The organism is Streptomyces sp. NBC_01276 (assembly GCF_041435355.1).
Lineage (GTDB): Bacteria > Actinomycetota > Actinomycetes > Streptomycetales > Streptomycetaceae > Streptomyces.
On the sequence record NZ_CP108442.1, the window covers coordinates 5,171,207 to 5,183,306 of the forward strand.

At 74.4% G+C, this 12,100-nt stretch carries 12 protein-coding genes; 11 read left to right on the forward strand and 1 reads right to left on the reverse strand.

Annotation, left to right across the window (positions count from 1 at the left end; translation table 11 throughout):
• Positions 1-133 precede the first annotated feature (133 nt).
• The 9 genes from OG295_RS23155 (at position 134) to OG295_RS23195 (ending at position 7,580) form a co-directional block, all read left to right on the forward strand.
• On the forward strand, positions 134-493 hold the full coding sequence (locus tag OG295_RS23155) for a histidine triad nucleotide-binding protein (RefSeq protein WP_371678592.1): 360 nt from the start codon (positions 134-136) through the stop codon (positions 491-493).
• A gap of 3 nt (positions 494-496) precedes the next feature.
• A complete protein-coding gene (locus tag OG295_RS23160; RefSeq protein ID WP_371678593.1) occupies positions 497-1,402 on the forward strand; it encodes a ribonuclease Z in 906 nt (301 codons plus the stop codon).
• A 238-nt stretch (positions 1,403-1,640) separates the two neighbouring features.
• On the forward strand, positions 1,641-2,741 hold the full coding sequence (locus tag OG295_RS23165) for a carbohydrate kinase family protein (protein WP_371678594.1): 1,101 nt from the start codon (positions 1,641-1,643) through the stop codon (positions 2,739-2,741).
• A 142-nt stretch (positions 2,742-2,883) separates the two neighbouring features.
• On the forward strand, positions 2,884-3,921 hold the full coding sequence (locus OG295_RS23170; RefSeq protein WP_371678595.1) for a PhoH family protein: 1,038 nt from the start codon (positions 2,884-2,886) through the stop codon (positions 3,919-3,921).
• A gap of 13 nt (positions 3,922-3,934) precedes the next feature.
• The gene (ybeY, locus tag OG295_RS23175) at positions 3,935-4,432 is read left to right on the forward strand and encodes an rRNA maturation RNase YbeY (RefSeq protein WP_356210774.1); all 498 of its coding nucleotides are present in this window, start codon (positions 3,935-3,937) and stop codon (positions 4,430-4,432) included.
• Complete coding sequence (locus OG295_RS23180) at positions 4,429-5,739, forward strand: hemolysin family protein (protein ID WP_371678596.1); 1,311 nt, start codon at positions 4,429-4,431, stop codon at positions 5,737-5,739. Before ybeY ends, OG295_RS23180 begins: the two co-directional genes overlap by 4 nt.
• Positions 5,736-6,089: an MmcQ/YjbR family DNA-binding protein gene (locus tag OG295_RS23185; protein ID WP_371678597.1), complete on the forward strand. Its 354-nt coding sequence runs from the start codon at positions 5,736-5,738 to the stop codon at positions 6,087-6,089. The genes OG295_RS23180 and OG295_RS23185 overlap by 4 nt, the downstream gene beginning before the upstream one ends.
• 45 nt (positions 6,090-6,134) lie before the next feature.
• Complete coding sequence (locus OG295_RS23190; protein WP_371678598.1) at positions 6,135-6,512, forward strand: cytidine deaminase; 378 nt, start codon at positions 6,135-6,137, stop codon at positions 6,510-6,512.
• Between the two features lie 54 nt (positions 6,513-6,566).
• The gene (locus OG295_RS23195) at positions 6,567-7,580 is read left to right on the forward strand and encodes an aminoglycoside phosphotransferase family protein (protein WP_371678599.1); all 1,014 of its coding nucleotides are present in this window, start codon (positions 6,567-6,569) and stop codon (positions 7,578-7,580) included.
• Here OG295_RS23195 and OG295_RS23200 read toward each other — a convergent pair.
• Positions 7,561-8,874, reverse strand: coding sequence for an MFS transporter (locus tag OG295_RS23200; protein WP_371678600.1), 1,314 nt, complete (start codon positions 8,872-8,874; stop codon positions 7,561-7,563). The genes OG295_RS23195 and OG295_RS23200 overlap by 20 nt on opposite strands.
• 71 nt (positions 8,875-8,945) lie before the next feature.
• On the opposite strand from OG295_RS23200, the gene OG295_RS23205 reads away from it, so the two are divergent.
• Positions 8,946-10,052 carry a GlxA family transcriptional regulator gene (locus tag OG295_RS23205; protein ID WP_371678601.1) on the forward strand — a complete coding sequence of 369 codons (1,107 nt, stop codon included), beginning with the start codon at positions 8,946-8,948 and terminating at the stop codon, positions 10,050-10,052.
• Between the two features lie 107 nt (positions 10,053-10,159).
• Complete coding sequence (locus tag OG295_RS23210; protein WP_371681273.1) at positions 10,160-11,443, forward strand: beta-xylosidase; 1,284 nt, start codon at positions 10,160-10,162, stop codon at positions 11,441-11,443.
• Positions 11,444-12,100 lie beyond the last annotated feature (657 nt).

Consider the following 12,100-nt stretch of genomic DNA (forward strand, 5'->3'; position numbering starts at 1 on the left):
CCGCGCGCCGGCCGTGACCGGTGCGGGGCCGTGGGCCCCGCGGGGTGCCGCCCCGGCGGCGGGCGGGGCGTCCGTGGCCGGGGCGCGGGCGGTTACGATGCCCCGACCGATCCACCTCACGGGAGGCGCAGCCATGGCCGGGGAACCGCAGGCGGACTGCCTGTTCTGCAAGATCGTCGCGGGGGGCATCCCGGCGACCGTGGTCCGCGAGACCGAGACGACCATCGCCTTCCGGGACATCAACCCGCAGGCGCCGACGCACGTCCTGGTCATCCCGAAGGTCCACTACCCCGACGCCGCCTCCCTCGCGGCGGCCGAGCCGGGCGTCGCCGCCGACGTGCTGTGCGAGGCCGGGCGGATCGCCTCCGACGAGAAGGTCGACGGCCACGGCTACCGGATCGTCTTCAACACCGGTGCCGGCGCCGGGCAGACCGTCTTCCACGCGCACGCCCACGTCCTGGGCGGCCGCGGCCTCCAGTGGCCCCCCGGATAGACCGTGTCCGTACGAGAGTTCGTGGTCCTCGGCACCGCCAGCCAGGTTCCCACCCGCCAGCGCAACCACAACGGCTACCTGCTGCGCTGGGACGGTGAGGGCATCCTCTTCGATCCGGGCGAGGGCACGCAGCGCCAGATGCTGCGGGCCGGGGTCGCCGCGCACGACATCAACCGGATCTGCGTCACGCACTTCCACGGCGACCACAGCCTCGGTCTGGCCGGGGTCATCCAGCGGATCAACCTCGACCAGGTCCCGCACCCCGTGACCGCGCACTACCCGGCCTCGGGGCAGAAGTTCTTCGACCGGCTCCGGTACGCGACCGCCTACCGGGAGACCGTCCGGCTCCGGGAGGAGCCGGTGGAGCGGGACGGGACGCTGGCGGGCGGGCCCCCGTACGTCCTGGAGGCCCGGCGGCTCTCGCACCCGGTGGAGTCCTTCGGCTACCGGGTGACCGAGCCGGACGGGCGCCGGATGGTGCCGGAGCTGCTCGCGCGGCACGGGATCAAGGGACCCGACGTGGGCCGGATCCAGCGCGAGGGACACCTCGGCGCGGTCACCCTCGACGAGGTCAGCGAGCATCGGGCGGGGCAGCGGTTCGCCTTCGTCATGGACACCCGGCTGTGTTCCGGTGTGGACGAGCTGGCGGAGGGCTGCGACATGCTGGTCATCGAGTCGACCTTCCTCGACGCCGACGTCCGGCTGGCGACCGACCACGGGCACCTGACCGCCGGCCAGGCGGCGGGGGTGGCGCGGGACGCGGGCGTGCGGCACCTGGTGCTGACGCACTTCTCGCAGCGCTACTCCGACCCGTCGGAGTTCGAACGCGAGGCCCGTGCGGCGGGCTTCGAGGGTGAGCTGACGATCGCGGCGGACCTGGTGCGGGTCCCGGTGCCGAAGCGCCCCTAGGGGGTGTCTGACGGATGTCCGCGACGCCGCGGATATCCGTCAGACACCCCCTAGCCTCGCGGCCGACACCGGTCCTCGGGTGGAGCGGGAGGTTCCGGGGTGGGGAGAAGAGCGTTCTGTGGGTGAGGTGCGTCACACTGGGTTTCGGTCCTGCCGGCCACGGGCAGGGCTGGCAGCTTTCCACCCGTGAACCCGCAAGCAGAAACGACACTTCAGACACCTCAACGGGGAGCACACCGTGACCAGTCGGGACAGCCGCACCAACCGCCCGGGCAAGCTGGATCCTCTGGGGCCCTTGCGCGACCCCCAAGAGCCGGGCTGCGACGTCTTCCTGACCGGCACGGTCTTCCTCGACATCATCTTCACCGGACTCGACTCGGCACCCGTGCGCGGCACGGAGTCCTGGGCGCGCGGCATGGGATCCAGCCCCGGCGGCGTCGCCAACATGGCCACGGCCCTGGCCCGGCTCGGCCTGCGCACCTCGCTGGCCGCCGCGTTCGGCGACGACCACTACGGCGAATACTGCTGGGACGCCCTCGAACAGGGCGAGGGCATCGACCTGACGATGTCGCGGACCGTGCCCGGCTGGCACAGCCCCGTCACCGTCTCGATGGCCTACGAGGGCGAGCGCACGATGGTCTCCCACGGCCACGAGGCCCCGCCCCCCACCGGCCCCGGGCCCTTCCCCTGGTGTCCCCCGAAGGCCCGCGCCGCGGTGGCCTCGCTGGCGGCGGGCCCCGGCGAGGGGTGGGTCGCCGAGGCGGCCCGCCGCGGCTCGCGGATCTTCGCGGACGTGGGCTGGGACGACACCGGCCGCTGGGACCTGGGGGCCCTGCCCGACCTGTCGCACTGCGAGGCCTTCCTGCCCAACGCGGGCGAGGCGATGCGCTACACCCGCACCGAGTGTCCGCGCGCCGCGGCCCGGGTCCTGGCGGAGAAGGTGCCGGTCGCGGTGGTGACCATGGGGGCGGAGGGCTCGTACGCGGTGGACAGCCGCACCGGGGAGACGGCCGAGGTCCCCGCGATCACGGTGGAAGCCCTGGATCCGACGGGGGCCGGGGACGTGTACGTCGCCGGGTTCGTCACCGGCAGCCTGGCGGGCTGGCCGCTGGCGGACCGGCTCGCCTTCGCCGGGCTGACCGCCGCCCTGTCGGTGCAGGAGTTCGGCGGCTCCCTCTCGGCCCCGGGCTGGCCCGAGGTGGCCCACTGGTGGCGCACCGCCCCGGAGGCCCTGCGCGGCCGCTACGGCTTCCTCGACGCCCTCGTGCCGCCGGGCGCCACCCCGTCCCCGCGCCGCCGGGCCGTTCCCACGATCGGCTTCCGCCACCCGGTCCAGTAGCCGTCCGGTCCAGTAGCCGTCCGGGGCCGGGCCGGAAAACCCCTCGGGGATGCCCGGGGGTGGACGTACCCTTGGTACTCCGGAGGTCGACGATCGGCGCGGCCCCTCAGCGGGAGGTATGCGCAGGCCACAGTGCCGGCCCATGACTCAGACACCGACAGCCCAGACCCCCGCGCCGGGCCAGGCGCGAGCCCACTTCACCGTACCGGCGACGCACCCGATGGTGACGGTGCTCGGCTCGGGCGACGCGCTGCTGCGCGTGATCGAAAAGGCTTTCCCGAAGGCCGACATCCATGTTCGGGGCAATCAGGTCAGCGCGATCGGCCCGGCGGTGGAAGTCGCCCTGATCCAGCGCCTGTTCGACGAGATGATGCTCGTGCTGCGCACCGGGCAGTCGATGACGGAGGACGCAGTGGAACGCTCGATCGCCATGCTCAAGGCGAACGGCACCGGTGGCGGCGAGGCGGAGACCCCGGCCGAGGTGCTGACCCAGAACATCCTCTCCAGCCGCGGGCGCACCATCCGCCCCAAGACCCTCAACCAGAAGCGGTACGTCGACGCGATCGACAAGAACACGATCGTCTTCGGCATCGGCCCCGCCGGTACCGGCAAGACCTACCTCGCCATGGCGAAGGCGGTCCAGGCCCTGCAGTCCAAGCAGGTCAGCCGGATCATCCTGACCCGCCCCGCGGTCGAGGCGGGCGAGCGCCTCGGCTTCCTCCCGGGCACCCTCTTCGACAAGATCGACCCGTATCTGCGGCCGCTCTACGACGCCCTGCACGACATGATCGACCCGGACTCGATCCCCCGCCTCATGGCCGCCGGCACCATCGAGGTGGCGCCCCTGGCCTATATGAGGGGTCGCACCCTTAACGAGGCCTTCGTCGTGCTCGACGAGGCGCAGAACACCACCACCGAGCAGATGAAGATGTTCCTCACCCGGCTCGGGTTCGATTCCAAGATCGTGGTCACGGGTGACGTCACGCAGGTCGACCTGCCCGGCGGGGCCCGCAGCGGTCTGCGGCAGGTGCAGGACATCCTGGAGGGGGTGCCGGACATCCACTTCTCGCGGCTCACGTCCGAGGATGTCGTCCGCCACAAGCTGGTCGGCCGTATCGTCGATGCGTACGAGAAGTACGACGACGCCCACCCGGCCCCGAACGGCCACCAGCGGAAGTAGAGCTCAGCGCACCATGTCGATCGACGTCAACAACGAGTCCGGAACCGAGGTCGACGAGCAGGCGATCCTCGACATCGCCCGCTACGCGCTCACCCGGATGCGGATCCACCCGCTGTCCGAGCTCTCCGTCATCGTCATCGACGAGGACGCCATGGAGCAGCTCCACATCCAGTGGATGGACCTGCCCGGTCCGACCGACGTCATGTCCTTCCCGATGGACGAGCTCCGTCCGCCGTCGAAGGACGACGAGGAGCCCCCGCAGGGGCTCCTCGGCGACATCGTGCTGTGCCCCGAGGTCGCGAAGAAGCAGGGCGAGGACGCACCGACGCAGCACTCCATGGACGAGGAGCTCCAGCTCCTGACCGTCCACGGGGTGCTGCACCTGCTCGGCTACGACCACGAGGAGCCGGACGAGAAGGCCGAGATGTTCGGCCTCCAGGCGGCCATCGTCGACGGCTGGCGCGGTGAGCGCGGCATGACCGGTCCCTCGCCGGCGCCCACCGTCTCGTGACCGCCCCCCAGCTGATCACCGGCGCGGTCCTGCTGGTCGTGGTGGCCTGGTTCGCGGCGTGCGCGGAGTCCGGCATCGCCCGCATCTCCGCCTTCCGCGCCGAACAGGCCGTACGGGAGGGCAGGCGCGGGAGCGCCAAGCTCGCCCAGGTGGCCGGGGATCCGACCCGCTACCTGAACGTGGCGCTGCTGGTCCGGGTGACCTGCGAGATGGCGGCGGGCGTGCTCGTCACGTACGTGTGCCTCGACGCGTTCGGGGAGAACTGGACCGCGCTGCTGGCGGCCATCGGGGTGATGGTCCTCGTGTCCTTCGTGGCGGTCGGGGTGTCCCCGCGCACCATCGGCCGCCAGCACCCGCTGAACACGGCGACCGCCGCGGCCTACGTGCTGGTGCCGCTGGCCCGGGTGATGGGTCCGATCCCGCAGTTGCTGATCCTCATCGGCAACGCGCTCACGCCGGGGAAGGGCTTCCGCAAGGGGCCGTTCGCCTCCGAGGCCGAGCTGCGCGCCATGGTGGACCTCGCGGAGAAGGAGTCGCTGATCCAGGACGAGGAGCGCCGGATGGTGCACCAGGTCTTCGAGCTCGGCGACACCCTCGTGCGCGAGGTGATGGTGCCGCGCACCGACCTGGTGTGCATCGAGCGGTACAAGACGATCCGTCAGGCGACCACGCTCGCCCTGCGGTCGGGCTTCTCGCGGATCCCCGTCACGGGGGAGAACGAGGACGACATCGTCGGCATCGTGTACCTGAAGGACCTCGTCCGCCGGACGCACATCAGCCGCGACGCGGAGAGCGACCTGGTCTCCACGGCGATGCGGCCGGCGGTGTTCGTGCCGGACACGAAGAACGCGGGCGATCTGCTGCGCGAGATGCAGTCGGTGCGCAACCACGTGGCCGTGGTCATCGACGAGTACGGCGGCACCGCCGGCATCGTGACCATCGAGGACATCCTGGAGGAGATCGTCGGTGAGATCACCGACGAGTACGACCGGGAGATCGCGCCGGTGGAGGAGCTGGGCGACGACCGGTACCGGGTCACGGCCCGGCTCGACATCACCGACCTCGGCGAGCTGTTCGGGGTGGAGGCCTTCGACGACGAGGACGTGGAGACGGTCGGCGGGCTGCTGGCGAAGGCGCTGGGGCGGGTTCCGATCGCCGGTGCGTCGTCGGTGGTGGAGCTGCCGGACGGGCGCCCGCTGCGGATGACGGCGGAGTCCCCGGCGGGGCGGCGCAACAAGATCGTGACGGTGCTGGTGGAGCCGGTGCAGCCGGTGCCGGCGGCCGACGGCGAGGAGGAGGACGGATGACCCCGGCGGAGCTGCGAGCCTTCTGTCTGGAGTTCAACGCGGCGGTCGAGGAGTTCCCCTTCACGCCGGAGACCTCGGTGTTCAAGGTGCTGGGGAAGGTGTTCGCGCTGTCGGCGCTGGACGCCGAGCCGCTGAAGATCAACCTCAAGTGCGATCCGGAGGAGGCCCTCCGGCTGCGCGCGGAGCACGCGGCGATCGTCCCGGGCTGGCACATGAACAAGCGGCACTGGAACACGGTGACCGTCGCGGAGCTGCCGGACGCGCTGGTGCGGGAGCTGGTGGAGGACTCGTACGACCTGGTCGTGGCGGGTCTGCCGAAGGCGGAGCGGCTGCGGCTCGACCGGTCCTGAGGCGCCTCGGCGGGGTCGTCTCACGGCCGCGCCGGGGCGCTCCCTATGCTTTCGACCATGAGCGAGAGCACCGTGGGCACCGGGATCGACCCCGAGGACAGCAAGATCATCACGCTGGCGCGCAGCGCCCGGGCCCGCAACGGGGTCCCGGAGGGTGCGGCGGTCCGCGACGAGACCGGCCGGACGTACGTCGCCGGCACCGTGGAGCTGGAGTCCCTGAAGCTGAGCGCCCTGCAGACGGCGGTCGCGATGGCGGTGGCCAGCGGCGCCCGGTCCCTGGAGGCGGCGGCCGTGGTGAGTGCGGCCGACGCGCCGGCCGAAGCCGACCGTGCGGCGGTCCGTGACCTCGGCGGTCCCGCCACCCCCGTCCTGCTGGCCGGCCCGGACGGCACCCTGAAGTCGACCACGCCCGCCGGGGCCTGACCACCCGCCGGTAATCCGGTGGCCCGGCCCAGCGGCCGGTGGTGGGATGGCCCGATGGGCGAAGACGTACGGGCAGCGGTGGACCGGGGCGACCATCCGAGGGGGGTGACCCCCTGGGACCGGGCCCCGTGGCGCGCCGCCGCCCTCGCCTGGGCCGGGGACGCGCTCGCCGCGCACGGCCTGCGGGCGACGGGGGAGCGGCGGGTCCGGCTGCGGCCCTGGTCCGTGCTGGTCCGGATCGCCGTCGAGGGCGGCACCCCCGTCTGGTTCAAGGCGAACCCGCCCGCCGGCGCCTTCGAGGCCGGGCTGACCGAGGCCCTGTCCCGCTGGGCCCCCGCCCACTCGCTGCGGCCCCTGGCCGTGGACCCGGGCCGGGGCTGGTCGCTGCTGCCGGACGGCGGACCGCTCTTCCGGGACGTCCTGGACGGCGGCCCCGCCGACCCGCGGGCCTGGGAGGCCCCGCTGGCCCGGTACGCCGAACTCCAGCGGGCCCTGATGCCGCGCACCGCGGAGATCGAGGCCCTCGGCGTACCCGTGGCCCGGACCGCCGGACTGGCGGGGGTCTTCGACCGGCTGGTCGCCGGGAACACCGTCCTGGACGGGGACGACCGCCGGGCGCTGCGGGCCCTGCGGCCCCGGCTCGCCGACTGGTGCGCCGAGCTCGCGGACGCGGGCATCGCGGACTCCCTCGACCACGCGGACCTGCACGAGGGGCAGCTCTTCGCCCCGGGACCGGACCGGTTCACCTTCTTCGACTGGGGCGACGCCTCCGTCACCCACCCGTTCTGCGGGCTGCTCGTCCCCCTGAGGGCGGCGCGGGCGCGTTACGGGTCCGAGGTGCTGCCCCGGCTGCGGGACGCCTACCTGGAGCCCTGGGGCGGCGCGGGGTCCGACGCCGCCGGCCTGCGCCGCGCGGCGAGCCTGGCCCTGCGGCTCGGGGCCATCGGCCGGGCCGGGGCCTGGGGCCGGGTCTTCCCCGAGGCCCTGGCGGCCGGGGCCGGGGCCGGTTCCGGGGCCGCCGACAGCGCCCGCTGGCTGCGCGAACTGCTCAGGGAGCCACCGCTGTAGCGGCCGGGGCGGCGGTCGCGGCGGGGCGGCGGATGACCATGGCCATCAGGGCGGCCATCGCGCACAGGCCGCCCGCCGCGTACCAGACGAGGTCGTAGGAGCCGAAGGTGTCGCGGGCCACGCCGCCGAGGAAGGCCACCAGCGCCGCGCCGACCTGGTGGGAGGCCAGCACCCAGCCGAAGACGATCGCGCTGTCCTCCCCGTAGTGCTCGCGGCACAGCGCGATGGTGGGCGGGACGGTGGCGACCCAGTCCAGGCCGTAGAAGACGATGAAGAAGACCATCGGCGGGTGCACGGACGGGGCCAGCAGCACCGGCAGGAACAGCAGGGACAGCCCGCGCAGGGCGTAGTACACGGCCAGCAGGCGGCGGGGCGCGAAGCGGTCGGTGAACCAGCCGGAGGCGATGGTGCCGAGGACGTCGAACACGCCGATCACCGCCAGCAGCCCGGCGGCCGCCGTCACCGGCATCCCGTGGTCGTGGGCGGCGGGCACGAAGTGGGTCTTGACCAGGCCGTTGGTGGAGGCGCCGCAGATCGCGAAGGTGCCCGCGAGCAGCCAGAACGGTCCCGTCCGGGCCGCCTTGAAGAGCACGCCGACGGCTCGCCGCGCCGCGCCCGGGACCGGCGCGGGCTTGTCGGCCCAGGTGCCGCCGTAGGGGGCGAGGCCCACGTCGGCGGGGTGGTCGCGCAGCAGCAGCCAGACGAAGGGGACGACGGACAGGGCCGCGAGGGACACCGTCACGGCGGCCGGGCGCCAGCCGTGGTGCTCCACGAGCCAGGACAGCAGCGGCAGGAAGATCAGCTGTCCGGAGGCGCCCGCGGCGGTCAGGATGCCGGTGACCAGGCCGCGCCGGGCGGTGAACCAGCGGTTGGTCACCGTCGCCGCGAAGGCCAGGGCCATCGAACCGCTGCCCAGCCCCACGAGCACGCCCCAGTACAGGACCAGCTGCCAGGAGGCGGTCATCCACACGGTGGCCACGGAGCCGCCGGCTATGACGGTCAGGGCGAGGGCGACGACCCTGCGGATGCCGAAACGGTCCATCAGGGCGGCGGCGAAGGGCGCGGTGAGCCCGTAGAGCGCGAGGTTGACGGAGACCGCGAAGCCGATCGTGCCGCGCGACCAGTCGAACTCCGCGTGCAGCGGCTCGATGAGCAGTCCGGGGAGGGAGGCGAAGGCGGCCGCGCCGATGATCGTCACGAAGGCGACGGCCGCGGCGAACCAGGCGCGGTGGATGCGTCCGGCGCGGCGGGGAGCGGGCGCGCGGGTCGTGGAGGGGGGTGCTGTCTGCGTCACGCCGACAGCTTCCGGCCTGCGGGGGCCCCGGCGACAGTGGCCTGACCGACACGGTTCGCTACGATCGGGCCATGGCCACGGAACGCAGTCCCCGGACCCACCGCGTCGTCGTCCTCGCGCTCGCCGGGCTGCTGCCCTTCGAGCTCGGCATTCCGCACCGGATCTTCGGCCGCGCCAAAGACCCGTCAGGGCGGCCCCTGTACACGATCCTGACCTGCGGGATCACCCCCGGGCCGGTGCGGACGGACGCCGATTTCGCGATCCACGTCGAACACGGCCCGGAGCTGCTGGCGACGGCCGACACGGTGGTGGTGCCCGCCTCCTACGAGCTGGGGCCGGTGCACAGCGAGGGCCGGCTGACCGAGGAGCTCGCCGGCGCCCTCGCCCACATCCGGCCCGGCACCCGGCTGGTGTCCATCTGCACGGGCGGCTACGTCCTGGCCGCCGCCGGCTACCTGGACGGCCGCCCGGCCACCACCCACTGGGCCTCCGCCGAGCACTTCCAGCGGATGTTCCCCGCCGTACGGGTCGACGCGGGCGTGCTCTACACCGACGACGGGGACGTGCTGACCTCGGCCGGGGTCGCCGCGGGCATCGACCTGTGCCTGCACATCGTGCGCCGCGACCACGGCGCGGCCGTCGCCAACGAGACCGCCCGGCGGACCGTGGTCCCGCCCCACCGGGAGGGCGGACAGGCGCAGTTCGTCGACCGGCCCGTGCCCGAGCCGCAGCGGGCCAGCACCTCGGCCGCTCGCGCCTGGGTGCTCGACCGGCTGCACGAGCCGCTGCGGCTGGTCGACCTCGCCCGGCAGGAGGCCATGTCGGTACGGACCTTCACGCGCCGCTTCCGCGAGGAGTCGGGGGTCAGCCCCGGCGAGTGGATCACCGCCCAGCGGGTGGAGCGGGCCCGGCGGCTGCTGGAGCGCACCGAGCTGCCGATGGAGGCGGTGGCGCGGGAGACGGGCTTCGGGACGGCCCAGTCGCTGCGCAAGCACGTCCAGGCGGCTCTGGGGGTGAGCCCGACGGCCTACCGGCGCACCTTCCGCGCGGCGGAGCCGGACCCGGAGCCGGACCCGGAGGCGTTCCGGGAGGCCCCTTCGCGGGCGGCTCCGGCGGCTCCGGCGGCCACGGTGCCATCTTCTGATGGGCCATCAGTCGCTGCCGGGTCCGTGCATTGACTTCTCCCGCCGCCCGCTCGTGAATGTCCCCCTGTCGGGGCGACGGAACGCGGGGGGCTCAGTTGCGAACAGGCGCGCGCAGCAGGGGATGGCGGGCGGCCGTCGGCATGGCCGTGCTCGCGGCCGCGAGCGGGGGAGCGCTGGGCGGTCCGGCGGCCGCCGTGGAGGAAACGTCCCCGGGGCAGGTGGAGTTCCCCGCGCACTGCCTGCCGCCCCAGGAGGCCGGACTGCCGCCCGCCGACGGCCCCACCACGGCCCGGATCACCGTCGACAACCCCGCCCCGCGCGTCGGCGACACCGTGACCGTCACCTACCGGATAACCCGGTCCCCCGCGGTGAACCCACTGTCCGCACCCCTGCCCGCCGACGTCCTCACCCCGGCCGGGACGGTCCTGCTCAGCGGCGCGCAGAGCGGCGAGGTCACCGTGGTCGGCGCCAAGCGCAACGAGCCCGTGCCGACGGGGGCCGCCCTGCCCGCCGTCACCATGACCGGCACCTTCACCGTCACCTCCCCGGGCGACATCACCCTCGCCCCCGGCGCCTACACCCTCCACACCGGCCACCTCCTCGACCTGGACACGGTCTGCGGCGTCACCGGCGCACCCGTCTCGGAGCGCCTCACCGTCACCGAGCTGCCCACCGCCAACCTGCGCCGCGTCCTGCTGGGCTCCGGCTACGGAGCCCCGGGCGCCCGCGTCACCGTCACCGGGGCGGGCTTCGCCCCGGGCGCAGCCGTGACCGTGACCGGCCGCGCGGGCGCCGCCGAGACCGCCGACCGGGTGGCGGCCACCGCGGACGCGCGAGGGGAGGTCACCGCGCTGCTGCCCGTCACGGACCGGGCGACGACGGCGGTGGTGGCGTACGAGGGCGCGGCCTGGTCGGCGCAGCGGGGCACGGGCCCGGCCGCGTACACGGTGGTCGAGCCGGCCGTGACACCACCCGGCACCCAGCGGCTGACGGCGACCGTCGAGCCGGGCAGCCTCGCCATGACCCAGACGGGTGACGCGGTGACCCTGGGCGCGGTCCCGTACGGGGACGGCGGCGCGGCCCCCGGCCGGATCGGCACCGTCACCGTCAAGGACGCCCGGGGCGGCCCGGCGGGGTGGTCGCTGGTCGGCCGGGTCGGCGACTTCGCGGGCCCCGGCGGCCTGCGCATCCCGGGAGGCTCACTCTCCTGGACCCCGTCCTGCACGGCCGCGCCGGGCAGCCCCAGCCCCTGCGCACCGGGCAGCCCGGGCCCGGTCGGCCCGGACGGCGCGGTCCTCGCCTCCACCGCCGACGCCCCCCTGACCGGGGGCACCTTCACCGTCGACGCCACGGTCGCCCTCCGGGTCCCCGCCTACACCCCGCCGGGGGCGTACACGGCGGTGCTGACCCTGACCCTGTCGTGATCCGGACCGCGGCCGCCGCCCTGGCCGCGGCGGCCCTCGCGCTGTTCGCGCTGCTGGCGCCCGCCCGGCCGGCGGCCGCCGCCGACAACGGGCAGTGGTCCGTGCTGCCCGTCGCCACCGCCGTCGGGCAGCGCCCGTACTTCTACCTCGCCGCCTCCCCCGGCGCCACCGTCCGGGACACCGTCACCGTCGCCAACCGCACCGACCGGCCGCGCACCTTCCGGCTCTACGCCGCCGACGCCCACAACACCGCCCGCGACGGCGGATTCGCCCTGCGCGGCCCCGACGAGCCGCGCGGCGCCCCCGCCGGGTGGGTGCGGCTGGAGCGGGACCGGGTCACCGTGCCGGCCCGGGGGACGGTGGACGTCGGCTTCGAGCTGACCGTCCCCGAACGGGCCGAACCCGGGGACCACCCGGGCGCCCTGGTGGCCCTGGAGGACGCGCCGGCCGCCGCGGGCACCGCCCCGGGCATCGGGATCCGGCAGGCCGTCGGGGCCCGGCTCTACCTGCGGGTCGCGGGGCCCACCGCGCCCGCCCTCGCGGTGGAGGACGTACGGGCCGTCGCCTCCGCGGGCGGCGCGGGCGCGGAGGTCTCGTACACCCTGCGCAACCTCGGCAACGTCACCCTGCGGCCCCGCGCCGTCCTCGCCGCCACCG

What these genes read in the sequence shown, in the direction of transcription:
- OG295_RS23155 (WP_371678592.1), top strand. Translation starts at nt 134, where the DNA reads ATGGCCGGGGAACCGCAGGCGGACTGCCTGTTCTGCAAGATCGTCGCG.
- OG295_RS23190 (WP_371678598.1), top strand. Translation starts at nt 6,135, where the DNA reads ATGCTTTCGACCATGAGCGAGAGCACCGTGGGCACCGGGATCGACCCC.
- OG295_RS23170 (WP_371678595.1), top strand. Translation starts at nt 2,884, where the DNA reads ATGACTCAGACACCGACAGCCCAGACCCCCGCGCCGGGCCAGGCGCGA.
- OG295_RS23210 (WP_371681273.1), top strand. Translation starts at nt 10,160, where the DNA reads ATGGCCGTGCTCGCGGCCGCGAGCGGGGGAGCGCTGGGCGGTCCGGCG.
- OG295_RS23195 (WP_371678599.1), top strand. Translation starts at nt 6,567, where the DNA reads ATGGGCGAAGACGTACGGGCAGCGGTGGACCGGGGCGACCATCCGAGG.
- OG295_RS23185 (WP_371678597.1), top strand. Translation starts at nt 5,736, where the DNA reads ATGACCCCGGCGGAGCTGCGAGCCTTCTGTCTGGAGTTCAACGCGGCG.
- ybeY (WP_356210774.1), top strand. Translation starts at nt 3,935, where the DNA reads ATGTCGATCGACGTCAACAACGAGTCCGGAACCGAGGTCGACGAGCAG.
- OG295_RS23205 (WP_371678601.1), top strand. Translation starts at nt 8,946, where the DNA reads ATGGCCACGGAACGCAGTCCCCGGACCCACCGCGTCGTCGTCCTCGCG.